Below are 23,590 nucleotides of genomic sequence, written 5' to 3' on the forward strand. Positions count from 1 at the left end.
AAAAAGGTTCCTTATAAACTTCAAGTATAAATATTTTGAACTTGAAGGAATTGCGGTGCCAGTCTAGAATTTGTTCTGCATGATGCTGTCAGGAGTCCGCCTTATGAACGCCCCCGCAAAAATCCCGTCTCTGTCTGGTCCGGAACAGGCCCGCGCGAAACCCGCTGATCTGGTCTGGGATGATCCGTTCCTGCTGGAGCAACAGCTGACCGAGGAAGAGCGGATGATCCGCGATGCCGCTCATGCCTATTGTCAGGACAAGCTGGGTGCGCGGGTGATGATGGCCAACCGGACCGAGACATTTGACCGCGAGATTATGTCAGAGATGGGGGAACTGGGTCTGCTGGGCGCGACAATCCCCGAGGAGTTTGGCGGGGTGGGGGCCAACTATGTTTCCTACGGTCTGGTTGCGCGTGAGGTGGAGCGGATCGACAGCGGGTATCGTTCCGCGATGTCGGTGCAGTCGTCTTTGGTGATGCATCCGATCTACGCCTACGGCACCGATGCGCAGCGCGAGAAGTATCTGCCCAAGCTCGCCAGTGGCGAGATGGTCGGCTGCTTTGGTCTGACGGAGCCGGATGCCGGGTCGGACCCCGCGTCGATGCTGACCCGCGCCAAGCAGGTTGACGGTGGCTATTCGCTGTCAGGTGCGAAGAACTGGATCACCAACTCTCCCATCGCGGATGTGTTTATTGTCTGGGCGAAATCCGACGCCCATGACGGCAAGATCAAAGGGTTCATCCTTGAGAAAGGGATGAAGGGTCTGAACGCGCCGAAGATTGAGGGTAAGTTCAGCCTGCGCGCCTCCATCACGGGCATGATCCAGATGGATGAAGTGTTTGTGCCTGAAGAAAACCTGCTGCCCAATGTGAGCGGGCTTGCGGGTCCGTTTGGCTGTTTGAACCGCGCGCGCTATGGCATTTCGTGGGGTGCGATGGGCGCGGCGGAGGCGTGTTTCCACGCGGCGCGCAGCTACACGATGGATCGCAAGCAGTTTGGCAAACCCTTGGCGGCAACACAGCTTATCCAGAAGAAGCTGGCCGATATGCAGACCGAGATTGCGCTGGGCCTGCAAGGCGCGCTGCAACTGGGGCGGATGTTTGATGCGCATACGGCTCCGGCTGAACTAATCAGCCTCATGAAGCGCAACAATTGCGGCAAGGCGTTGGCCATCGCCCGAGAAGCGCGTGACATGCATGGCGGTAACGGGGTGTCGGATGAATATGGCGTGATCCGACATGTGATGAACCTCGAGGCGGTCAACACCTATGAGGGCACCCATGACGTGCATGCGCTTATTCTGGGGCGTGGGATCACGGGGATGCAGGCGTTTCAGTAAGTGACGGTTTCGGTTCACACGGACGGACCGGTCGCCTTTGTCGAAATTGACAACCCGCCGGTAAACGCGGCGAGCCATGCGGTGCGCGCGGGGTTGATGGATGCCTTGGCGCAGACTGAAGCGGATACGGCGGTGCAGGCTGTTGTTTTACTGTGTGCCGGTCGCACGTTCGTGGCGGGCGCTGATGTGCGAGAGTTCGGCAAACCGCCTGTTGCGCCGTTGTTGCCCGATGTGGTGCTGGCGCTGGAAGGCGCAACGAAACCGTGGATCGCGGCTTTGCATGGGACAGCTTTGGGTGGCGGGCTGGAGATCGCGTTGGGCTGCGCTTACCGGGTCGCGGTGCCGACTGCCAGGATGGGGTTGCCTGAGGTCGCGTTGGGACTTTTGCCGGGGGCTGGTGGCACGGTGCGCTTGCCGCGCTTGATCGGCGCTATGCCTGCGCTTGATATGATGGCGAGTGGGAAACCGGTGGGCGCGGCGCGGGCGTTTGAGCTTGGGCTGGTCGATGCCGTGCGGGAGGGCGACGTGCGCACAGCGGCTCACGCGTTTGCTTTAGAGATAATCGACGTGGACATGCCGGTGCCTTTGAGTGCGCGGGATGTGCCGGAGTTCGACGCAGGGGCCCTGCACCAGCGGATCGTGGCTATCGAGGCAAAGGCGCGTGGGCAGAATAGCCCAAAGGCAGTTTGCGAAGCGGTTTTGAATGCCACGCGGATGGATGCATCCGAGGCGTTGGCGGCAGAGCGCGCGCTCTTTCTGCGCTTGAAGGACGATCCGCAGTCACGGGCCTTGCGACATATCTTCTTTGCGGAACGCAGCGTGGGGAAGTCGCTGCCCGATGGCTCAGCTTTGCCTTTAGAGCATATCGGCGTGGTCGGCGGCGGCACCATGGGCGCGGGCATCGCGGTGGCGGCTTTGCTGGCGGGATTGCGCGTGACGATGGTGGAACGTGACGCGGACGCCGTGGCGGCAGGGCGCACGCGGGTGGTCGAGGTTTTGGACGGCAGCTTCAAGCGCGGGGTGCTGTCAGAGGACGGACACGCGCACTGTCTGGAGGCGTTTTCGGGCAGCGTGGACTACGGCGCCTTGGCAGAGGCTGATCTGGTCATTGAGGCGGTGTTCGAGGACATGGACGTAAAGCACGCCGTCTTCGAAGCGCTGGACGCGGTTGTGAAGCCAGAGGCGGTATTGGCCACGAACACGTCCTATCTGGATGTCGGGCAGATCGCTCAAGCGGTGGCGCGGCCCGCACGGGTGATCGGTCTGCACTTCTTCTCGCCTGCGCATATCATGAAGCTGTTGGAGTTGGTGATCCCAGTCGGCGCTGACCCTGATGCAGTCGCGACCGGGGCGGCTTTGGGCAAACGTCTGCGCAAGATCACCGTGCCGTCCGGCGTGTGCGACGGGTTTATCGGCAACCGGATCATGTCGGCCTATCGGCGCGCCTGCGAATATATGATCGAGGACGGGGCTCTGCCCGCAGATGTCGATCAGGCGATGCGTGGTTTTGGGTTTCCCATGGGCATTTTCGAAATGCAGGACCTTGCCGGGCTCGACATTTCATGGGCGATGCGAAAGCGCCAGTCAGCAACGCGCGACCCTGCCGAGCGCTATGTGGACATAGCCGATCAACTTTGTGAGCAGGGGCGTTTCGGGCGCAAGACCGGCCTGGGCTGGTATCTTTACGACGGCAAGAGCGCGCAGGTGGACCCGGAGGTGACCGCGCTGATCGAGGCAACGTCAGCCCGAAAGGGCATCACGCGCACTCCGCTGAGCGAAGACGAGATCATGGGGCGCATCCTGGATGTGATGCAGGCCGAAGGGCGTGCGATTTTGGCCGAAGGGATCGCCGCGCGGGCGGAGGATATCGACGTGGTGATGGTCAATGGCTACGGCTTTCCGCGCTGGCGTGGTGGGCCGATGTTCATGACCTCGGAGCAGGGAGCAGAGATATGACCGACAGGCCCAAGCGCGACTGGGATGATGCCTATGCGAATATGGCGCATATTCCGGGGTCAGAGGCACTGCCCGCGCAATGGGCAGCGGAGGCTTCGGCCTATCAGGCGAGCGGTGTGCGGATCGACGAGGACATCGCTTATGGCGATCATCCGCGGGAGCGGTTTGATCTGGTGCACCCGGATGGAGACCCTAAAGGCCTCGTCGTGTTTGTGCATGGCGGCTATTGGGTAAGGCTGGACAAGTCCTACTGGACGCATTTCGCAGAAGGGCTGCGGGCGTCGGGTTGGGCCGTTGCGATGGTGCAGTATACGTTGGCTCCTGAGGCGCGGATTGGGCAGATCACGCGGCAGATCGGGGCCGCGATTGCGAAAGCGGCGGAGTTGATCGACGGTCCGATCCGGTTGGCGGGTCATTCGGCGGGCGGGCATCTGGTCTCGCGCATGGTGTGTGCGGATAGCCCTTTGTCGGAGGCTGTGATGGCGCGCGTCGTGCGCACGGTGTCGATCAGCGGATTGCATGATTTGCGGCCCCTGATGTGGACGGAGATGAACGCGGACTTGCGGCTGGACGAGGCGGAAGCTGTGGCCGAAAGTGCGGTACTCCAACGCCCGCATCCCAACGCCAACATCACCGCGTGGGTCGGGGGCGGTGAACGGCCGGAGTTCATTCGCCAATCGCAACTCTTGGCGTTGATGTGGGAGGGGCTGGGCGCGACCGTCGACTGTGTTGTCGATGGCAGCCACGATCATTTCACGGTTCTGGATGGGCTGCGTGATGCGCAAGGGGCGCTGACGCAGGCGATCCTTGCATAAAATGGAGTATCGCGGATCGGATATGATAGGATCCATCGCAGAGAGGAGCTGTGAGATGTCTGGATCGCAGGTGAAACGAAGCAGGCGAGATGGCCAAAAGCTCCGCGTGATCGAAGGTGCCCTGTGAGCGGGTATGACCCATCACGCGACGGTGCGAAAATGTCCTTTGCCAAGTACATGTCCTATGGCGATTATCTGTCGCTTGATCCGATCCTTGGCGCGCAGAACATGCGATCGGACGCCCATGACGAGATGCTGTTCATCATCCAGCATCAGACGTCCGAGTTGTGGATGCGCCTTGCCTTGCATGAGCTGACAACCGCGCGGGAAGCGCTGGCGCAGGGTGCGTTTCCCAAGACGTTCAAGATGCTTGCGCGGGTGGCGCGGATATTTGAGCAGCTCAACAGCGCGTGGGACGTTTTGCGCACGATGACGCCCAGCGAATACACGCAGTTTCGCGACGATCTGGGAGCGTCTTCAGGGTTTCAGTCGCATCAGTATCGGTTGATCGAGTTCGTGTTGGGCAATCGCAATCGCGCGATGATGAAGGTGCATGAGCACCGGCCTGAGCTTCACCATATGTTGGGACAAGAGCTGGAGACAAAATCGCTGTATCACGTCGCTTTGGATACGTTGGCGGCAGAGTTAGACGTCACGTTTGACCCGCAAACCTATCGTCTGGATCAGCCCCATCAAGCGAGCACTGAAGTCATGGACGCGTGGACGGTGATTTACCGTGATCCCGGCGCGCATTGGGCGCTGTATGAACTGGCCGAAAAGTTGGTCGATCTTGAGGATTACTTCCGCCGTTGGCGCTTTAATCATGTGACGACCGTTGAACGGATCATCGGGTTTAAACGCGGCACAGGTGGCACATCGGGCGTGAAATACCTCCGTAAGATGCTGGAAGTGGAGCTTTTCCCGGAACTTTGGAAAATGCGAGGACATCTATGAAAGATGCAATGACGTCATTGCCGATGAAAGACAAGTTCATGCTGCCAGAGGGGGTGATCTATCTGGATGGCAACTCCCTTGGGCCGTTGCCGAAATCGGTAGCGCCGCGCGTGGCCGAGATGGTCACCGGTGAGTGGGGGCAGCATCTGATCCGGGGCTGGAACGTCGATGACTGGATGGGTCAGCCGATGCGCGTTGGCAATCAGGTGGGCCGTCTGATCGGCGCGCCGGAAGGGTCTGTCGTGATGGGCGACACGCTGTCGGTGAAGGTGTACCAGGCTTTGTCCGCTGCTGTGCAGATGCGCCCGGATCGCAAAGTGATCTTGTCAGATAGCGGGAACTTTCCGTCTGATCTTTACATGGCGCAAGGGCTGATTGCGCAGTTGGGTCAAGGGCATGAGTTGCGGATCGTTGCACCCGAGCAGGTGATGGACGCGCTGACCGACGAGATTGCTGTCGCGATGATCACGCAGGTCGATTACCGCACCGGTCGAATGCATGACATGGCGGCGATGACGGCGAAGGCGCATGGGGCAGGCGTGGTGATGCTTTGGGATCTGGCCCATAGTGCGGGCGCGGTGCCGGTTGATTTGCAGGGCAGCGGCTGCGAATTTGCGGTGGGCTGCACGTATAAATACCTCAACGGTGGGCCGGGTGCGCCCGCGTTTATCTATGTGCGCCCCGATCTGGTCGAAGACATTATGCCAGCCATGTCAGGCTGGTTGGGCCATGCTGCGCCGTTTGCGTTTGAGACGGAATATCGCCCCGCTAAGGATATCGAGCGGATGCGCGTTGGGACGCCGCCGGTGGTGCAGATGACCGCGCTGGAGGAAGCCCTGACGCTGTGGGATGGTCTTGATATGGCGGATGTACGCGCAGCGAGTGTGGCGCTTTGCGAGACATTTATCGCGGAGGTGGAGGCGCGCTGTCCGGACTTGCGTCTTGCCAGCCCGCGTGACGCGGCGATGCGGGGCAGTCAGGTGTCATTCCATTTTGAGCATGGCTATGCGGCGATGCAGGCGCTGATATCCAAAGGGGTAATCGGGGATTTCCGAGCGCCGGATATTATGCGGTTCGGCTTCACGCCGCTCTACATCGACGACGCGGATGTGCGCGCCGCGGTGGGCATTCTGGAGGATGTTCTGAGCAATCGCTTGTGGGATCGTGCTGAGTTCAAAACGACCAGTCGGGTGACGTAAGTCTAAAGCGGCCTGTGGCTTTTGTCGGCCACGCCCAGGAAATTACCGATCTTGTTGAGCGACGAGAAATTCTCGCATACGACTTTGAACACAAGCAACACCGGCACGGCGACAAGCGCGCCTGCGATGCCCCAGATCCAGGCCCATAAAACAATGGTCAGGAAAACGGCGACGATGTTCAATTCCATCCGTTTGCCGACCAGATAGGGTGTGATGAACTGGGCCTCGGTTGAGGTCAGGATCTGATAGACCAATGGCGCCAGCAACGCATAGGAGAGCGCGTCAAAATAGACGATCGCGTGCACGCCGACCAAAAGCGTTCCGATAATGCCGCCCAGAATAGGTAGGTAATTCAACAAGAATGCAGCGATGCCCCAGATGTAGGCATATTCGAGGCCCAGAAGATAGAGCGCGGTGGCCACGACCAGACCAAGACCCGCATTGATAAGCGTGATCGTCAGAAGATAACGCGAGACGCGGCGTTCGATGTCGTAGACGGTGGTCAGCGCGCGCTTCTTGTCGCTCATTTTTTGGAAGGTTTGCACCAGTTTGGTGTAGAACAGATCACCCGATGACAGCAGAAACAGCGCGAGGATCATTGCCACGCCGATCGAGATAATCATGTTCGCCGCGTGGGTGAGCACCGAGGTTAGCAAGGGCGGCTGTTGCACCACGACCTCTGGCGAGCTTTCGCCAGCGGGGGCGGCCATGTCCTCGACCTGTTCGGAGGCGTCTTTGACGGTTTCAATGGCCTCGGTGACATTGGTCAGTTTATAGCGCAACTCCTGCAGAATGCCGGGAATGTCCTGTGACCACGCGCGGGCCGTGCCGCCTGCGAAAAAGATCACTGCCAGAACGGCGCCAGTTGTCAGAACGATGAGCAACACGGCGCCTATTGAGGCCGGCAGGCCGAGACTTTGCAGGCTACGGTTGATCGGGCTGAGTGTGAGTGCGATCAAAAAGCCGAGCATGATCGGCAAGACCAGATCTTTCGCCAGATAAGCGGTGGCAAAGATCAAGATGGTGATCAACACAGTGACACCCCGGCGCAAAGCCCGGATGTCTTCTGGCAGCGTTGTTCTTTTTGTCATGTGGCCCCTCGTCGTCGCGCCGTATGGATCAGCGCAGACCGAAGAAAGACAGGATGAACAGAACGACCACGACAAGGCCAACGATATAGATGATGCGGTTCATAGGAACCCTCCCGATGTTATGGAAGCAGTCGGGCCAAATCGAGTGATGCGGTCCGTCTTCCTGTGCAGAGGAACGTGTCAGATGACATATTGGTTCCATTGCGCAGCGCGTCGGGTTGGGGCGTGGCTGGTTAGGCTTTTTGAGGTGCGCCAGCCACGTAAGTTTGCACAATCGCGCGGTCATCGCCCATCATTTGCAGAATGAATAGCTCTTCCTCCAGTGTCTCGGCGCGCTCCATCCGCAGGGCCATGGCGGGCGTAGCGTGCGCGTCAAGCACGACGATATCGGCCTCGGTCCCCGCCTCAAGTGTGCCAATCCGGTCGGACATGCCCAATACCGCCGCATTGCCGCGGGTGATCCAGTCGAAGGCTTGCAAGGCGTGCAGGCTCTGGTTCTGAAGTTGCAGGATTTTGTAGCTCTCGTTGAGGGTTTGCAGCATCGAGTAGCTGGTGCCGCCGCCGATATCCGTAGCGATCCCGCTTGTGATGCCGCGCTCGCGCAGGCCCGCCTCATCAAAAAGACCGCTGCCCAGAAAGAGGTTCGAGGTGGGGCAGAATACCGGGTGAGACCCGGTCTCGGCCAGGGCCGCAATCTCGCGCGGTTCAAGGTGGATGGCATGGCCCAGCATCGTGCGCGGGCCAAGCAGGCCGTAGCTTTCGTAGATGTCGAGATAGTCGCGGGCGTCCGGGTAAAGGCGCTTGGTTTCTTCGATCTCGGCGTGGTTCTCGGACAGGTGGGTTTGAACGAAACAGGTCGGATTTTCCTGAACCAGCGCGCGGGCCACTTCAAGCTGCTCTGGGCTTGAGGTGATCGCGAAACGTGGCGTGATCGCATAGCTGAGCCGCCCGGTATCGTGCCAGTCTGCGACCAGCGCCTTGCTGTCATCATAGCTCGATTGCGGTGTGTCATGGACGGCGGGGGCGGCGTTGCGGTCCATCATCGTCTTGCCAGCAATCATCCGCATGTTGCGAGAGCTGGCTTCGGAGAAGAGAGCTTCTGCCGAGGATTTATGCACCGAGCAAAACGCAACCGCTGTGGTCGTGCCATGATCGGTCAGCAGATCGCAGAAGCGGCGCGCCATGGCGCGGCTGTGTTGGGCATCGCCGTAATCGGCTTCGGTGGGGAACGTGTAATTATTCAGCCAATCAAGCAGTTGCGCACCCCAGCTGGCCACGACCTGCATTTGCGGAAAATGGATATGCATGTCGATGAAGCCTGCCATCAACAGATGGGGGCGATGGTCAACGGTTTGTGCGCGCGGCGCTTGCGCTGCGATATCGGCATAGTCGCCCGAGGCGATGATCTGACCCTCAGACAGCAGCAGCGCGCCGTCTTCGATATACGTATAGGCGTCGGTGTCGCTGGCATCTTGCGGGCGGTGATTGAAGCTCAGAACGCGGCCGCGCAGGAGGGTCTGTGTCATAGGTCTGTCCGTTGATAGAGAAAGGCTGGCGCAGGGAATGCGCCCGCCTGTTGGCATGGATGCCGGTTACTTTTCGGGCATCAGGTCGGGCTCGTCCGGGACGATAATGCGGTTCTCAAGGTCTTCCTTCGGGGCAAGCCGAGGGTAGATCGCGAGGAACGCGCCCATGATCAGGTAGCCGATAGTGATCCCGTCAAATTGCGGCATCTGCAGGCTGGGTCCATGAATGATCCCCACCGAGGACATCGCGGCAGCGGCAAAGGCAAATCCGGCTGCATTGTTGAAGCGCGCGTCGATGATGCTCGCTGCAATCGCGCCCCAGACCAGACCTGTGATGATCGCACCTTGGGCAAGGGCCAGATGGCCGTCATAATGCGCGCCTTCCATCAGCAGGGCGGCGGTCAGCTCGGCGTCGCCCAAAGCGGGCAGCCCTTCGACACCGGTATTGCGCAGCGCATTCACAAGCGAGCCCCATTTGGTGATGAGGAAGCTCGAGATATGCGGCAGGATCGCGATCGAGACAGCGGCCATGTGTTCAGGTTTGACGCTGAACGCCGTATTCGTGATCAGGCTGACCGAGACAAAGACGAGCACCGGTGCGGCCGCCGCCACAGGGATCAGCCCGTTGATAAAGGCGAGGAAGCCGAAGAAGGCTGCAAAGCCAATCACGCCTGCCACGCCGATGATATAGCCCGCATGGGCCTCAAGGCGCTTATAGGCCGGGTGGCCGATATAGACCGTCGTCGGGAAGGGGGAGCCGAAGATTGCACCGATCATCGTGCCTGCACCATCAGTGACCTGGCACATGCCAACCGGGTAGCTGTCGCCCGCGGCTTCTGCGCTTTCCACGTTGTTCATGGTTTCGATGAAGTTGTAGATCTGCACCGGGACCAGCACGAGGAACAACTCGGGGTTGGCAAAGAGATACTGCACGCCTGCGATCACGTCACCGATGTAAGGCAGAGGCGGGTAGAAGCCGATGCCGTCCAGCTCAAGCGAAGACTGGCCAAGGATGATCGCGCAGATTGTTCCGATGCCGATGGCCAGCAGACCGGCGGGTATGTTGAAGGGCAGACGGAAGCGGCCGATCAGACCCCAGAGGATGATGACGAGCGACGAAAAACCGATGATCGGGTTCTCGAAGATCTGGCTGAGCGGGACGGAGCCGATGAAGACTAGGGCGATGCCACACAGCGTGCCAAGCATACCTGCACGCGGTGTCACGCGCTTAAGGAACGGTCCGACGATCGCGCCGAAGGCGGCGACGATACCGCCCATGAAGCCAGCGCCGATGCCCACTTGCCACGCAAGAACCGCGTCTTGTGTGGACCAGTAAATCGGGCCGATCACGCCGAAGAGATAGACGAACATGACCGGGGTCGAGATGCCGTAGGGCAGGGCGGTGACGTCCTGGCCGGTGCGTTCAGCGACGCGTTTGGCCATCAGCGTATAGACCGCGACACCAGCAAGAATGGCGATGGCGGCACCGGGCACGATGCGTCCGTAGACGATCTCGGCGGGCATCTGGAAGACGAACTGACAGATGGCAGAGAGCACCATCAGGTTTACGAGGTTGTCTGTGAAAAGAGCCCAGAAGGCGCTGAAATCGCTCCGACTGAATAATCGGTAGCTATAAGGTTGGGTCGTCATTTGGGGAAGTCCTCACTGTCGGATGGTTCGGGCTCTTTTTGTTTTTGTGGAGCCTCTTGGAATTTTGGTGAGAGGTCAGTGCGGCCATCACTTCTGCGGTGATGAAGGCTGCGATGATTTCGGGGCGCTTGTCGGCGCTGCCTTGGGCGCCCATCGGGCAGGTCAGTGCGGCGGTCGAAATGTGTGGGGCGGTGTCGCGGCAAAAGCGGTCAAACCGCGCGCGTTTTGTGGCCGATCCGATCATGCCGACATAGGCGGCATCGCCACGGGCGAGAGCCTCGGACGCCAGCAGGAAATCGAGCGCGTGGTCATGGGTGAGCACGATAAAGGCGCTGCCTGCGGGGGCTTGGCGTAGCTCGGCCTCGGGCAGGGGGCAAAGGCAGTGTTCGACTTGATCGGTGGCTTGGGACAGCTCGTCTGCGCGGCTGTCGATAAGGATCGCGCGCACGGGCAGATGGGCGAAAAATTGTGCCAGCGCGCGGCCGACATGACCGGCACCGTGGATTTGCACGACAGGGCGCGCGGCTTGGGCCTTGGCATCTGCTTCGAGGGCTGCGGCACGGGATGCGCGGTCCATCAGGGTCAGGCTCAACTCAACCCGACCGCCGCAGCATTGGCCGATCTCCGGTCCCAGCGGGACGTCCATCTCGGCTTCGGTGACACCCTTGCGCAGCAGCGCGCGGGCCTTGTCGATGGCCATATACTCCAACTGCCCGCCGCCGATGGTGCCGCGCATCGCGTTGTCTGCGACATACATCGTGGCCCCCACTTCGCGCGGTGACGAGCCACGCACGCGGGTCAGGGTGACGGTGATGACAGCGCTGTGCTGGGACAGGAAATCGGCAAGCGTCATGGCTTAGCCCTCGCCTTGCAGGCGTTCGACGGCCATCAGCACACGCTCGGGCGTGGCGGGGGCATTAAGGCGGGGACAGGTGCGGTAGTCATCGACGCTGGCCACGGCCATCGACAAGGCTTCCAGCACGGAAATGCCCAGCATGAAGGGCGGCTCCCCCACGGCTTTGGAGCGCTTGATCGTGTTCTCGCGGTTCTCGGACCAGTCGGCGAGGTCGACATTGAAGATGCGCGGGCGGTCCGAGGCGAGCGGGATCTTGTAGGTGGAGGGCGCATGGGTGCGCAGCTGGCCCTTTTCGTCCCACCAGAGCTCTTCTGTGGTGAGCCAGCCCATGCCTTGGATGAATGCGCCTTCAACCTGACCGCGGTCGATCACCGGGTTCAGGGAGCGACCTACATCATGCAGCACATCCGCCCGGTCGACGATGTATTCGCCGGTCAGCGTGTCGATGGAGACCTCGGACACGGCGGCGCCATAGGCATAGTAATAGAACGGGCGGCCCGTGCCTTTGTCGCGGTCCCAGTGGATTTTCGGGGTCTTGTAGAAGCCTGCAGCCGACAGGTGGATGCGCGCCATGTAGGCGGCTTTGATGAGGTCAGGGAAAGAGATCACCTCGTCCCCGATCTGTACGGATCCGGGCAGGAAGCGCACCGCTTCGGGGGCCACGTTCCATGTATCTGCCGCAAACTCGACCAGCCGGGCTTTGATTTGTTCGCAGGCATCCAAGGCGGCCATGCCGTTCAGATCGGTGCCGGAGGACGCAGCCGTCGCCGAGGTGTTTGGCACTTTCTCGGTTGTGGTTTTGGTGATCTTGATCGTTTCGAAATCGGCTTGAAACGCGTCCGCGACCACTTGGGCGACCTTGGTGTTGAGGCCTTGCCCCATCTCGGTGCCGCCATGGTTCAGGTGGATCGAGCCATCGGAATAGATATGCACCAGCGCACCGGCCTGATTATACCATGTCGCGGTAAACGAGATGCCGAATTTCACAGGCGTCAGCGCGATGCCCTTGCGGATCACGCCGCCTTTGGCGTTCCAATCCAGTACCGCCTGACGGCGCTCGGCATAGTCAGACCGCGCCTCTAGATCGGCAACGATTTGCGGGGCGATATTGTCTTCGACGGTCTGGTGATAAGGCGTGATATCGCGGCCTTCGCCGTAGAAATTCAGCTTGCGGATATCGAGGCTGTCGCGGCTCCGGTGATAGGCGATTTCTTCGATGATCCGCTCTGCGATGATGACGCCCTGGGGTCCACCAAAGCCGCGAAAGGCGGTGTTGGAGACGGTGTTGGTTTTCATCGGGTGCGAGTTCAGCAGCACATGGGGATAGAAATACGCATTGTCGGCGTGAAAGAGCGCGCGGTCGGTGACTGGGCCGGAGAGGTCTGATGAGAAGCCGCACCGGGCGGCAAATTCACCGGTGACGGCTTCGATCTTGCCGTCATCGTCAAAGCCGACCTCGTAGTCGATGACGAAATCATGCCGTTTGCCGGTGGCAGACATATCATCATCACGATCGGGGCGGATTTTGACCGGGCGGTTGAGGCGCTTTGCGGCGATGGCCGCGACGGCGCAGAAGAGGTTCATCTGCGTTTCCTTTCCGCCGAACCCGCCGCCCATGCGCCGCACATTCACCGTCACCGCGTTGGAGGCGACGCCGAGCACATGGGCGACCATATGCTGCGCCTCGGTCGGGTGCTGGGTAGAAGAATGCACGATCACGTCCTCATCCTCGCCGGGGATGGCGAAGGCGATATGGCCCTCAAGATACATGTGATCCTGACCACCGACGCGCATCTGGCCCTTGATGCGATGCTTGGCGTTTTTCATTGCGACTGGCGCATCCCCACGCTTCAGCGTGAGGGGAGGCGTGACATAAGGCATATCGGCATTCTGCGCGGCGTCGGCTTCCAGCACATGGGGCAGGTCTTCGTAGTCGATCTGTGCCAGATGGGCGGCGCGGCGGGCCTGATCGCGGGTCTCGGCGATCACCGCAAAGATAGGCTGGCCCCAGAACTCGATCTTGTCGGTGGCCAAAACGGGCTCGTCATCGCGGCCCGTGGGGCTGACATCGTTGACGCCGGGAATATCGTCGGCGGTCAGCACGTCGATCACGCCGGGGGCGTTGCGCACCGCGTCCAGATCGACGTTGCGCAGTTTGGCATGGGCGCGCTCGGACAGACCCAGATAGGCGTGCAAGGTGCCAACAGGTTCCGCGATATCATCCGCGTATTCTGCACGGCCCGTCACATGCTTGACCGCTGAGTCGTGCCGGCGGTCCACATGCACACCCCCGGACAGGGTGCGATCCGCAGGCGGGGTGAGGGCGGCGTCGGGGCGGGTATCGTCGTGCATCTGAATATCCTCCGTTATGCGCGCATCAGGCGCACTGGGGCGTCGGTGGCTGCGTTCTCTAGCCAGAAGCGGCGGAGCAGGTTTTGCGCGGACCGCATCCGATACTCGGACGAGGCGCGCCAATCGGTGAGTGGCTGGAAGTCTTCGGGCAGCTTGGCAGCAGCAGCGCTGATGGTTGCTTCGCTCCACGGTTGGCCGATCAGAGCGGCCTCGACAGCTGCGGCGCGCTTGGGCGTGGCGGCCATGCCGCCGAACGCGATGCGCGCGTTGGTGATCTGGCCGTCCTGCACTGTCACGTTGAGGCCCACCGCGACGGAGCTGATGTCTTCGTCGCGACGCTTTGAGATTTTGTAGGCCGCGTGCAAGCTGCCGGGCTGCGCGAGCGGGATGTCGATCCGTTCGACGAACTCACCCGCGGCGAGGTCTTGCTTGCCGTAGTCGATAAAGAACGCCTCGACCGGCAGGGTGCGGCGCGCGTCGCCTTTGCGCAGGATAACCTGCGCGCCGAGCGCAATCAGAACAGGGGGCGTATCCCCGATGGGGGAGCCGTTGGCGACATTGCCGCCGATGGTGCCCATATTGCGAATTTGCCAGCCCGCGATGCGGTCCCAGTAGTCGCGCAGATGCGGGAAGGCGGCACAAAGCGTGTCGGCGCTACCAGAATAGCTGACGCCAGCGCCCATGCGGATCATGCCGTCGGACTGTTCGATCTCGCGCAGCTCCTCCAGATGGCTGAGGAAAATCGCCGGAGAGATCGTCTTGAGGAATTTCGTCACCCAAAGGCCCACATCCGTGGCCCCGGCGACCATGGTGGCGTCGGGATGCTCTAGCAGAGCTGCGGCGAGGTCGTCCACGTCTGCGGGCAGGATCGCGAGGCTGTCATCCGTGCGCAGTTCAACGCGCTGACCGTCGGCCATGGCTTGCAGTTGAGAGGTCACGGCGGCGCGCTCGGTGTTCAGCGCGTCCTGCGCAGGGCTGCCATAGGTATTGATCGACTGGGCTGCGCGGATGATCGGCTCGTAGCCCGTGCAGCGGCAAAGGTTGCCTTGCAGCGCTGTCTCGATCTGGGTTTCGGTCGGCTCGGGTGTTTCCATCCAGAGCGCGTAAAGCGACATCACGAAACCCGGTGTGCAAAAGCCGCATTGGCTGCCGTGAAAGTCGACCATCGCCTGTTGCACCGGGTGCATCCGCCCGTCGGGTCCGCTCAGATATTCCACGGTCACGATATGGCAGCCGTCCAGCGACGCCATGAAGCGGATGCAGGCGTTGACGGTCTCGTAGTTCAACTGGCCCTTGTTCAGCCGCCCCACCAGCACCGTGCACGCGCCGCAATCGCCCTCCGCACAGCCTTCCTTGGTGCCGGTCAGACGTTTTTGCAGCCGCAGGTAATCCAACAGCGTGTCGCCTGCGCTGATGGCGTCGAGGGTCACGGGCTTTCCGTTCAAAAGGAACTGAGTGTTGGATCGAGTGGTCATGGGCTTTCCTGACGTTGGTGCGTTGGGTGGACTTGGGACCGTGGTCCTAGTGTGCAGCGTTCGACTATATAAAAATAGAGAGGATAGTGATAATCTATTTCAACGGTTCATTGATAATAGAAAGGGCGTTGGATGCCCTATGTGGAAAGTCTACGCGTTTTCGTCCGGGTTGTGGAGCGGGGCAGCATCACTGCAGGGGGGCGTGACTTGCGGCTGACCCCGGCGGTGGCGAGCAACCGGATCAAAGAGCTGGAGCATCGGTTGGATGTGCGTTTGTTCAATCGCACCACGCGCAAGTTGTCGCCCACGGCGGTGGGTCGGGAGTTCTACGCCCATGCCCGTAAGGTGCTGGAAACGCTGGAGGAAGCAGAGGCTGCAATCTCGGGGTTCTCGAACCAACCCAAGGGGGTGATCCACGTAACGGCGCCGTTGGGCGTGGGCAAGCGCTTTATCTCACCGCTGGTGCCGCGCTTTGTGGATGCGTATCCGAAGGTCTCGATCCGGTTGCATCTGTCGGACCGGAGGCTTGATCCGGTGACGGATGGTGTGGATGTCGCCTTTGTCGTGGGTCGGCCGCCGGATTCCAATCTCAAGCTGCGCAAGGTGATGGAATGCCCGCGCGTTCTGTGTGCCGCGCCGTTTTATCTGGAGTGTTACGGCACGCCGCAAAAGCCCGATGATCTGATGTCACATGCGTGCCTTCTGCTGCGCTATCCGCGCTCGCCGGAGTATTATTGGCGGTTGGAGACGCCCGAGGGGCCGCAGCGCTTAGATGTTGCTGGCAGCTACGATTCCGATGATGGGGACGTGCTGACCGATTGGGCGCTGAGCGGGCGCGGGATCATCAACAAGCCACGCTTTGAAGTGGCCGCGCATCTGGCGTCCGGCGCGTTAGTCGAGATTCTGCCCGACACGCCACCCTTACCGTCGACCTTCGGATGTCTTTATCCGCACCGGCGACTGCAGGATTCCAAAGTGCGGCTTTTCATTGATTTCATGATCGAGCAGTTGCGGGCCGATGTGCCTCAGACGTGAGGCTGTTTCTAGCCGATCAGCGCCTTCAGGTCGGTGACCTTGGCGGCGTTGTCGGGCGCGATGCTGCCATTGCTGAGATGCAACGAGTTCTCGAACCCGGTGCGGCACTTCCCGCCCTTTCTGGCGGCATGTTGCAGGCATTTGGCCTCATCAGGCCCGAAGGCGCAGACGGCCCAATCGGGGCTGAGCGCCTCGTCGGAGAGCCAGTCTAGAAATGGTGTCAGGTCCTCTGGTTGTGCCGGGGTCTGGCTATAGCGACCCAGTACGAAGAGGAGCTGAAGCGCGGGGTCATTGAGCGTCTCCGTGGGGAGTGTGCGCGCAAGCAAGGCGCAGTCGGCGGCATCATAGAGGATGAATTGCAGGGTGATTTTGCGGTCAGCGCAATCGTTGAGGAACGCCTGAACTGCGGCCTTATCTGCACGGCATAGCTCGCGGATTGAGACCGAAACCATGTCTGCACCCGCCTCAAGCGCGACCTGCACCTGGTGAGCAGGCTCATAGCGCCCGACGGCTTCGGTTGTGATCTGGACGGCCATGCCCGGCACGTCCTTATTCAACGCAGCGACAAGAGCGCGATAGCGCGCGGCATCCAGAAGATGCTGCCCGTCGGCGTCACGGATATGAGCATGGATCGCGTCGGCCCCGGCCTTGAAGCAGGCTTGCGCGCAGGTGATGACCTCTGCGTCTGTGAGCGGGATGGCCGGATGATCGACTTTTTGCAGCCGCGCGCCGTTGGGCGCGACCATGATACGGGGTAAGGGCATCACAGAACGGCGGCCAGGCTTTTGGAGAGTTTGTCGATCAGCTCATCAAGCTGCGCTTCGGTGGCGATGAAAGGTGGGGCGAGCAGGACGTGATCGCCCTGTTTACCGTCGATGGTGCCGTTCATCGGGTAGCAGATCAGACCGTTCTCCATCGCTTTGGCCTTGAGGCGGGCGGCGAGTTTCTTGTCAGGATCGAAAGGGGTCTTCGTCTCGCGGTCCGCAACAAACTCGAGCCCGCGGAACATGCCGCGCCCGCGGATGTCACCGACATGGGGGTGCTGTCCGAAGGTGGCGCGCAAGGCATCCTCGAAATAGTTGCCCATTTTTAAGGCACGTTCCGCCATGCCGCCATCGGTCAGCTTTGTGACGACAGCATTGGCCGCGGCGCAGGCGACCGGATGGCCCAGATAGGTGTGCCCGTGCTGAAAGAAGCCGCTGCCGTCTTCGATGGCGCGGTAAATCTCGGCCGAGCAGAGCATCGCGCCGATGGGCTGGTAGCCCGCGCCGAGGCCCTTAGCGATGGTGATGATATCGGGGCGCACGTCGTCTTGCGTGCAGGCGAAAAGCGTGCCTGTGCGCCCCATGCCGCACATCACCTCGTCGAGGATCAGCAAGATACCATATCGGTCGCAAATCTCGCGGATGCGGGTGAAATAGCCGGGCACAGAGGGCACGGCTCCGGCGGTGGCCCCGACGACAGGTTCGGCCAGAAAGCCGATCACGGTCTCAGGGCCGACGCGTAGCAGTTCGGCCTCAAGCTCGTTGGCGACGCGCTGGCCGTAGTCTTCGACGCTCTCGCCGTCGGCGCGGTCGCGGTATTCGTAGCAGGGTGCGATATGGCTGGCCGACACCATCACCGGATCGAACGGTTCGCGCCGCCACATGTTGCCGCCCGTTCCAAGCGCGCCCAGCGTATTGCCGTGATAGCTTTGCCGGCGCGAGATGAAGCGGGTGCGGTCGGGCTGACCGATCTCGATCATGTATTGCCGGGCGAGTTTCATCGCGGCTTCAACCGCTTCAGACCCGCCAGAGACCAGATAGACCCGGTCGATCCCTTCGGGCGCGTGAGCCACGAGGCGCGTGGCCAGCTCTTCGGCTGGCTCAGAGGTCAGAAAGCCCGTATGTGCGAAATCCAGAGAATCGATCTGAGTTTTGATCGCGGCGATCACGTCCGGATCGCTATGACCCAGGCAAGACACTGCGGCCCCACCAGAGCCATCAAGATAGGCTTTGCCGTCGGAATCGTAGATATAAGCGCCCTCTGCGCGCACGGCCAAAGGCATATGGGCCTTTGTGTGACGTGGGAAAACATGTGACATGCGTTGCCTCCGTATTGTGCGTTCAGGCTTCTTGGACTTCAACCAGACGCGCCAGCGATTGACAACAAATGAAACTGCGCCGACACTCCTACGGTCCGGTTTGGGAGGATTACAAGCAGCTGCCGCGTGGCCGAGGATGGCCAGACCTGTATTAAAGTGATTGCGGCGCGTGCGACATTACCCAGACCATGGGTTGAGACCCGAAACTTCACGAAATGACATCAACAAAGGGAGTAAATGATGTTTAACAAACTGAAACTGACAGCCGCGTGTGTGGTGTCCGCTGCGATGATGGCCCCGGCCGCCTATGCGGAAGAGTTCATCACCATTGGCACCGGTGGCGTCACAGGCGTTTACTACCCCACCGGCGGTGCGATTTGCCGTCTGGTCAACAAAGGCCGCCGCGATCATGGCGTGCGCTGCTCGGTCGAATCCACGGGTGGTTCGGTCTACAACATCAACACAATCCGCGAAGGCGAGCTTGAGTTCGGTGTGGCCCAATCCGACTGGCAGTATCACGCGTTCAACGGCTCGTCGCGCTTCGAAGAGGCTGGCCCGTTCGAAGAACTGCGCGCAGTCTTCTCCGTGCACCCTGAGCCGTTCACCGTTGTGGCCCGCGCAGATGCAGGCATCGCGACGGTCGATGATCTGGCTGGCAAGCGCGTCAATATCGGCAACCCCGGTTCCGGTCAGCGTGGCACGATGGAAGTGCTGATGGAAGCCAAAGGCTGGACGATGGACGACTTCGCACTCGCCACCGAGCTGAAGGCAGCCGAGCAGTCCGCAGCGCTTTGCGACAACCAGATCGATGCGATGGTCTACACGGTCGGTCACCCCTCCGGCTCCATTCAGGAAGCCACCACAGCGTGTGATTCCGTGCTGGTCGAAGTATCTGGCGACGCGGTCACAGGTCTGGTCGAAGAGAACTCGTTCTACCGCACCGCCACCATCCCCGGCGGCATGTATCGCGGCAATGACGAAGACACGATGACCTTCGGTGTGGGCGCAACTTTCGTGACCTCTGCCAATGTGTCGGAAGAAGTTGTCTATACGCTGGTCAGCGCCGTCTTCGAGAACTTCGAAGACTTCACCGGCCTGCACCCCGCTTTCGCCAACCTCAAGCCTGAGGAAATGGCAACGGCTGGTCTGTCCGCACCTCTGCACCCCGGTGCCGAGAAGTACTACAAAGAGCAAGGCTGGATCGAGTAATCTCGACCCACTGAAAACAGCCGGGGGCGGTGCGCTGCCCCCGGTTTGCACCGGCTCAGCTTGGCCGGGCTTCCAGCATAAGCATGCCAAAAAGGCAGCAGGGGGACATCATGTCGAAGACAGAAAAACGCGCTCTGAGCGAAGAAGAACTTCAAGAGCTTGTGGCCGCTAGCGACAGCGGCGCGCGCAGTCCCACCGGTTCTGTTGGTTTGTTCATCGCACTTGTCGCGCTGACATGGTCGATCTTTCAGGTCCTTTTGGCCTCGCCCGTCGCTCCTTGGGTGCTGCCGGGCGATCTGATCAACAACTCGCGTCAAATTCACTTGGCGTTTGCCGTTTTTCTGGCTGCGATGGCCTATCCGCTCTTCAAGTCAAGCCCGCGCGATTACATCCCCTGGTATGACTGGGTGCTGGGTATCTCAGGCGCTTTCTTGGCGCTTTATGGGTATTTCTTCTACAACAAGATTGTCGCGAATGGCGGTCTGGCTGATGCGACCGACGCCTATTTCGCTTTGGCCGGTTTGATCCTTTTGTTCATCGCGTCTTATCGCGTGCTGGGTCCCGTTATGGTGATCCTTGCGCTTATCTTCCTCTTTTACGTTTTCTTCGGCTCGTCCGAGGCTGTGCCGGATCAGATCCGCTGGGCCGGGGCATCCTTGCGCAAAGCCATGAGCCATATGTGGATCACATCAGAAGGTGTCTTTGGCATCGCGCTGGGCGTGTCGACGAAATTCGTGTTCCTGTTCGTGCTGTTCGGTGCCCTGCTGGATAAGGCAGGCGCGGGCAATTACTTCATCAAGATGGCGTTTGGCGCGCTGGGCCACCTGCGCGGTGGTCCGGCAAAGGCAGCCGTTGTCGGATCGGCTGCGACCGGTCTGATCTCTGGCTCGTCCATCGCCAACGTGGTCACCACGGGCACGTTCACCATCCCGCTGATGAAGCGGGTGGGGTTCAGCGCGGAGAAAGCTGGCTCGGTCGAAGTCGCCTCCTCGGTTAATGGTCAGATCATGCCGCCTGTAATGGGCGCTGCGGCCTTCCTGATGGTCGAATACGTGGGCATCTCTTACGTCGAGGTCATCACCCACGCATTCCTGCCTGCCGTGATTTCCTACATCGCGCTGGTCTATATCGTTCACCTTGAAGCGGTGAAGAACAACATGCCGACGATCGGCAACAAAGTCGTCAGCATGGGCCGCACGATCGGCGGGATGTTTGCGTTCTTCGCAGGCTTTGCGGCGCTGTGCTATGTCACTCAATTCCCGGTGCGCTTTATCACGGGGCTCTTCCCCGAAGGCTCTGGCCTGATCCTGTCGATCCTGCTCGGCGCGATTTATGTGGCTTTGATCTATCTGGCGTCGCAAACGCCGGACCTTGAGGCAGATGACCCCAATGCAGAAGTGGTCGAGCTTCCCGATCTGGCGAAGATCTACAAGTCTGGCCTTTATTTCCTACTGCCGATCATCGTTCTGGTCTACTTCCTGATGATCGAACGCAAATCGCCTGGCCTGTCGGCGTTTTGGGCGACGTTCCTTCTGTTCGGCATTCTGTTGACCCAGAAGACGCTCAAGGCGTTTTTCCGTGGCGAGGAGAATGCAATCAGCCGTCTCAAGGACGGTCTGATCGACCTGATCGACGGCATGATCGACGGCGCGCGCAACATGATCGGCATCGGTCTGGCGACCGCGACGGCGGGCATTATCGTTGGCACGGTGTCGCTGACGGGTATCGGCCAAGTCATGGCAGACTTCGTTGAGTTCCTGTCGGGCGGCAACCTGATCCTGATGCTGATCTTCGTGGCGATCCTGTCGTTGATCCTTGGCATGGGCTTGCCGACAACGGCCAACTACATCGTCGTGTCGTCGCTTATGGTCGCGGTGGTGGTCGAGTTGGGCGCGCAGTCCGGCCTGATTGTGCCACTGATCGCGGTGCACCTGTTTGTGTTCTACTTCGGGATTATGGCGGATGTGACGCCGCCTGTGGGTTTGGCGAGTTTCGCGGCGGCTGCTGTGTCCGGTGGTGACGCGATCCGCACAGGCTTCACGGCGTTTTTCTACAGCCTCAGAACGGTCGCGCTGCCGTTTGTGTTCATCTTCAATACGGACCTGCTGCTGATTGACGTGACGCTGACCCAAGGCATCGTGGTCTTCATCGTCTCGACCATCGGTATTCTTGTGTTCACGGCGGCCACGATGGGCTGGTTCCTGACCAAGAACCGTATCTACGAAACGGTGCTGCTGCTTGTGATCGCCTTTGCCCTGTTCCGTCCGGGCTTCTTCATGAACCAGATCCAGCCGCCCTTCGATTTGATTGAACCGGCAGCATTTACGGAAACCGTCGGAAATGCGGCCGTCGGCAGTGAATTGCGGGTTATCGTTTCGGGCCCGGATTTCGATACGCTTGAGGTCAAGGATGTGACAGTGCCGCTAACAGTTCCTGAAGGTGCCGACGCGCAGGCCCGCCTGGATACGCTGGGCTTCATCATCGTGCCTGAAGTCGGGGTGCAGCGACTGGACGAGCCGGGCTTTGGCACAGAATTGGGCGACGCGCTGTCCTCGTTCGACTTCTATGGCGACGATCCGGTTCAAATTACGCAGGTGAAAGCAACGGCAGATCAACTCCCGAAAGAGCTGATCTTCATTCCTGCACTTGTGTTGCTTGGTCTTATCGCGCTGATGCAATCGCGTCGCGCGACCCCCGCCCTTCGTGAAGGAGAACCGGCATGACCCAGACCGTTCTATGCGCCGTTGACATCAATCGCCCCGATGTGGAGGCCCCGGTGCTGAGGCGCGCCAAGCAGTTGGCCGACCTCGACGGGGCGCAATTGGATGTGATCACGGTTGTTCCCGATTTCGGGGCCAGCCTTGTCGGGGCTTATTTTGAAGAGCATCACGTCAAAACCGCCAAGGACAGCGCGGCGGATTTGCTGAGCAAATTCGTGGCCGATACCCTGGGCGAGGAGACCGATCAAAAGGCGCGTCATATCGTGGCTGTAGGCAGCGTTTACGAGGAGGTGCTGAAGACCGCATCTCTGGCGGGCGCGAGCCTGATCGTGATCGGCGCGCACAGCCCGGATTTCAAAGATTACCTGCTGGGCCCGAACGCATCGCGCGTGGTGCGTCATTCGGAGTGTTCGGTCTACGTGGTGCGCTAAGGGTGCGTCGAGTCGCTGTGACCTAGGTGGCGTTACATTATGAGAAGAGTGATCAGGACTGAGCGGGTTCCCAAAGCTCTATCGGGCGTCCTTCCGGGTCATGGATACGTGCAAAGCGCCCGATGCCGTCCATGGTCATGATGTCCGTGCTGTCGACACCTGCTGAGGCAAGGTCCTGCACTGCCGCATCAAGGTCAGAGACACGGAAATTGATCATGAAACTTTGATCCGCCGGGAAGTAATCGGTGTCGTCGGCAAAGGGCGAAAAGATCGTCACCCCCGCTTGCGTGGTCCAAGGCATCATGTCGGGGTCTGTCGGTGAGTGGGCGATCCCAAGATGGGTCTTATACCACTCAGCCAATGCCTTTGGGTCTTTTGAGCGAAAGAATACACCGCCAATTCCAAGAACTTTGACCATGCAGTTCTCCAATTCATCTCGAGTTGGTCACGTGGCCCAAGTTGAGCAGATCCCCCAATTCAAAGCAAATGAGCTGGAAAAGGCTCTATCGGCCTTGAACGCATCATCACGCCTTTGTCGCATTATGTGGGTGGTCTGCCTTCGCACCAGTGCCGTGATGCGCAAGCGTGATGCTTCTGGCAATTTACAGGAGGTGTGGGACGACACAAAGGTTTGCCATTAATGTTGGCTAAGTCATTGATTTTGAGGCACTGAGATTTCAGCTGGTGCAACAATGTTGTCTTTTGCAACTCGAATGTTTTCCTTCGACCTGGTGCGGCCATTCGTACAACGCGCCGCGAAGGTTAGCTGGGTGCCGATTTTGTTGAAAAACTCTTCTTTTCTGACGCTTTGGTTTGCGTCATCGCGTTAATTTACTGGGATGTCCGAAGTAGGACCGCGCTCTTACTCAAAGGCTGGGTCCATCGGCTTGAGCTTTGCC

Annotated in this window: 18 protein-coding genes; 9 read left to right on the forward strand and 9 right to left on the reverse strand. The window is 60.1% G+C overall.

Annotated elements, in window-relative coordinates; all coding sequences use genetic code 11:
- Positions 1-103: 103 nt before the first annotated feature.
- The 5 genes from KUW67_RS14550 (at position 104) to kynU (ending at position 6,263) form a co-directional block, all read left to right on the forward strand.
- The gene (locus KUW67_RS14550) at positions 104-1,339 is read left to right on the forward strand and encodes an acyl-CoA dehydrogenase (protein ID WP_224826046.1); all 1,236 of its coding nucleotides are present in this window, start codon (positions 104-106) and stop codon (positions 1,337-1,339) included.
- Positions 1,340-3,295 (forward strand): 3-hydroxyacyl-CoA dehydrogenase NAD-binding domain-containing protein, encoded by a 1,956-nt coding sequence (locus tag KUW67_RS18515; RefSeq protein WP_224826047.1) that lies wholly within the window; start codon positions 1,340-1,342, stop codon positions 3,293-3,295.
- The gene (locus KUW67_RS14560; protein ID WP_224826048.1) at positions 3,292-4,110 is read left to right on the forward strand and encodes an alpha/beta hydrolase; all 819 of its coding nucleotides are present in this window, start codon (positions 3,292-3,294) and stop codon (positions 4,108-4,110) included. Before KUW67_RS18515 ends, KUW67_RS14560 begins: the two co-directional genes overlap by 4 nt.
- A gap of 159 nt (positions 4,111-4,269) precedes the next feature.
- Positions 4,270-5,064 (forward strand): tryptophan 2,3-dioxygenase, encoded by a 795-nt coding sequence (locus KUW67_RS14565; protein ID WP_224826049.1) that lies wholly within the window; start codon positions 4,270-4,272, stop codon positions 5,062-5,064.
- Positions 5,061-6,263 carry a kynureninase gene (gene kynU, locus KUW67_RS14570; protein WP_224826050.1) on the forward strand — a complete coding sequence of 401 codons (1,203 nt, stop codon included), beginning with the start codon at positions 5,061-5,063 and terminating at the stop codon, positions 6,261-6,263. The genes KUW67_RS14565 and kynU overlap by 4 nt, the downstream gene beginning before the upstream one ends.
- Positions 6,264-6,265: 2 nt before the next feature.
- Here the strand turns inward: kynU and KUW67_RS14575 are convergent, their stop codons facing one another.
- The 6 genes from KUW67_RS14575 to xdhA all read right to left on the reverse strand — a co-directional run bounded on the left by KUW67_RS14575 (position 6,266) and on the right by xdhA (position 15,213).
- On the reverse strand, positions 6,266-7,354 hold the full coding sequence (locus KUW67_RS14575; RefSeq protein ID WP_224826051.1) for an AI-2E family transporter: 1,089 nt from the start codon (positions 7,352-7,354) through the stop codon (positions 6,266-6,268).
- A gap of 233 nt (positions 7,355-7,587) precedes the next feature.
- Positions 7,588-8,880 (reverse strand): guanine deaminase, encoded by a 1,293-nt coding sequence (gene guaD, locus KUW67_RS14580; RefSeq protein ID WP_224826052.1) that lies wholly within the window; start codon positions 8,878-8,880, stop codon positions 7,588-7,590.
- A gap of 66 nt (positions 8,881-8,946) precedes the next feature.
- Entirely contained in the window at positions 8,947-10,530 is a 1,584-nt protein-coding gene (locus KUW67_RS14585) for a xanthine/uracil/vitamin C permease (protein ID WP_224826053.1), read from the reverse strand.
- Positions 10,511-11,383 carry a xanthine dehydrogenase accessory protein XdhC gene (gene xdhC, locus KUW67_RS14590; RefSeq protein WP_224826054.1) on the reverse strand — a complete coding sequence of 291 codons (873 nt, stop codon included), beginning with the start codon at positions 11,381-11,383 and terminating at the stop codon, positions 10,511-10,513. Before xdhC ends, KUW67_RS14585 begins: the two co-directional genes overlap by 20 nt.
- Before the next feature lie 3 nt (positions 11,384-11,386).
- Entirely contained in the window at positions 11,387-13,738 is a 2,352-nt protein-coding gene (xdhB, locus tag KUW67_RS14595) for a xanthine dehydrogenase molybdopterin binding subunit (RefSeq protein ID WP_224826055.1), read from the reverse strand.
- A 14-nt stretch (positions 13,739-13,752) separates the two neighbouring features.
- Entirely contained in the window at positions 13,753-15,213 is a 1,461-nt protein-coding gene (xdhA, locus tag KUW67_RS14600; protein ID WP_224826056.1) for a xanthine dehydrogenase small subunit, read from the reverse strand.
- 132 nt (positions 15,214-15,345) lie between these two features.
- Here xdhA and KUW67_RS14605 point away from each other — a divergent pair, with 132 nt between their 5' ends.
- Positions 15,346-16,248, forward strand: a complete 903-nt coding sequence (locus KUW67_RS14605; RefSeq protein ID WP_224826057.1) for a LysR family transcriptional regulator — start codon at positions 15,346-15,348, stop codon at positions 16,246-16,248.
- Between the two features lie 8 nt (positions 16,249-16,256).
- Here KUW67_RS14605 and KUW67_RS14610 read toward each other — a convergent pair whose 3' ends face one another.
- Positions 16,257-17,012, reverse strand: coding sequence for a 3-keto-5-aminohexanoate cleavage protein (locus KUW67_RS14610; protein WP_224826058.1), 756 nt, complete (start codon positions 17,010-17,012; stop codon positions 16,257-16,259).
- On the reverse strand, positions 17,012-18,331 hold the full coding sequence (locus KUW67_RS14615) for an aspartate aminotransferase family protein (protein WP_224826059.1): 1,320 nt from the start codon (positions 18,329-18,331) through the stop codon (positions 17,012-17,014). The genes KUW67_RS14610 and KUW67_RS14615 overlap by 1 nt, the downstream gene beginning before the upstream one ends.
- A 240-nt stretch (positions 18,332-18,571) precedes the next feature.
- Between KUW67_RS14615 and KUW67_RS14620 the strand changes: the two genes are divergently transcribed.
- The 3 genes from KUW67_RS14620 (at position 18,572) to KUW67_RS14630 (ending at position 22,691) form a co-directional block, all read left to right on the forward strand.
- Entirely contained in the window at positions 18,572-19,540 is a 969-nt protein-coding gene (locus tag KUW67_RS14620; protein ID WP_224826060.1) for a TAXI family TRAP transporter solute-binding subunit, read from the forward strand.
- Positions 19,541-19,650: 110 nt separating this feature from the next.
- Positions 19,651-22,263 (forward strand): TRAP transporter permease, encoded by a 2,613-nt coding sequence (locus KUW67_RS14625; RefSeq protein ID WP_224826061.1) that lies wholly within the window; start codon positions 19,651-19,653, stop codon positions 22,261-22,263.
- Positions 22,260-22,691 carry a universal stress protein gene (locus KUW67_RS14630; protein ID WP_224826062.1) on the forward strand — a complete coding sequence of 144 codons (432 nt, stop codon included), beginning with the start codon at positions 22,260-22,262 and terminating at the stop codon, positions 22,689-22,691. Before KUW67_RS14625 ends, KUW67_RS14630 begins: the two co-directional genes overlap by 4 nt.
- Before the next feature lie 52 nt (positions 22,692-22,743).
- Here the strand turns inward: KUW67_RS14630 and KUW67_RS14635 are convergent, their stop codons facing one another.
- The gene (locus KUW67_RS14635; RefSeq protein ID WP_224826063.1) at positions 22,744-23,109 is read right to left on the reverse strand and encodes a VOC family protein; all 366 of its coding nucleotides are present in this window, start codon (positions 23,107-23,109) and stop codon (positions 22,744-22,746) included.
- Between the last annotated feature and the right edge of the window lie 481 nt (positions 23,110-23,590).

Origin of the sequence: Cognatishimia sp. MH4019 (genome assembly GCF_020177595.1) — a bacterium.
In the GTDB taxonomy this organism is placed as follows: Bacteria; Pseudomonadota; Alphaproteobacteria; order Rhodobacterales; family Rhodobacteraceae; genus JAHTBL01.

Coding starts and splice junctions, on each gene's coding strand:
- KUW67_RS14550 (WP_224826046.1), top strand. CDS start 104: ATGAACGCCCCCGCAAAAATCCCGTCTCTGTCTGGTCCGGAACAGGCC.
- KUW67_RS14560 (WP_224826048.1), top strand. CDS start 3,292: ATGACCGACAGGCCCAAGCGCGACTGGGATGATGCCTATGCGAATATG.
- KUW67_RS14565 (WP_224826049.1), top strand. CDS start 4,270: ATGTCCTTTGCCAAGTACATGTCCTATGGCGATTATCTGTCGCTTGAT.
- kynU (WP_224826050.1), top strand. CDS start 5,061: ATGAAAGATGCAATGACGTCATTGCCGATGAAAGACAAGTTCATGCTG.
- KUW67_RS14575 (WP_224826051.1), bottom strand. CDS start 7,354: ATGACAAAAAGAACAACGCTGCCAGAAGACATCCGGGCTTTGCGCCGG.
- guaD (WP_224826052.1), bottom strand. CDS start 8,880: ATGACACAGACCCTCCTGCGCGGCCGCGTTCTGAGCTTCAATCACCGC.
- KUW67_RS14585 (WP_224826053.1), bottom strand. CDS start 10,530: ATGACGACCCAACCTTATAGCTACCGATTATTCAGTCGGAGCGATTTC.
- xdhC (WP_224826054.1), bottom strand. CDS start 11,383: ATGACGCTTGCCGATTTCCTGTCCCAGCACAGCGCTGTCATCACCGTC.
- xdhB (WP_224826055.1), bottom strand. CDS start 13,738: ATGCACGACGATACCCGCCCCGACGCCGCCCTCACCCCGCCTGCGGAT.
- xdhA (WP_224826056.1), bottom strand. CDS start 15,213: ATGACCACTCGATCCAACACTCAGTTCCTTTTGAACGGAAAGCCCGTG.
- KUW67_RS14605 (WP_224826057.1), top strand. CDS start 15,346: ATGCCCTATGTGGAAAGTCTACGCGTTTTCGTCCGGGTTGTGGAGCGG.
- KUW67_RS14610 (WP_224826058.1), bottom strand. CDS start 17,012: ATGCCCTTACCCCGTATCATGGTCGCGCCCAACGGCGCGCGGCTGCAA.
- KUW67_RS14615 (WP_224826059.1), bottom strand. CDS start 18,331: ATGTCACATGTTTTCCCACGTCACACAAAGGCCCATATGCCTTTGGCC.
- KUW67_RS14620 (WP_224826060.1), top strand. CDS start 18,572: ATGTTTAACAAACTGAAACTGACAGCCGCGTGTGTGGTGTCCGCTGCG.
- KUW67_RS14625 (WP_224826061.1), top strand. CDS start 19,651: ATGTCGAAGACAGAAAAACGCGCTCTGAGCGAAGAAGAACTTCAAGAG.
- KUW67_RS14630 (WP_224826062.1), top strand. CDS start 22,260: ATGACCCAGACCGTTCTATGCGCCGTTGACATCAATCGCCCCGATGTG.
- KUW67_RS14635 (WP_224826063.1), bottom strand. CDS start 23,109: ATGGTCAAAGTTCTTGGAATTGGCGGTGTATTCTTTCGCTCAAAAGAC.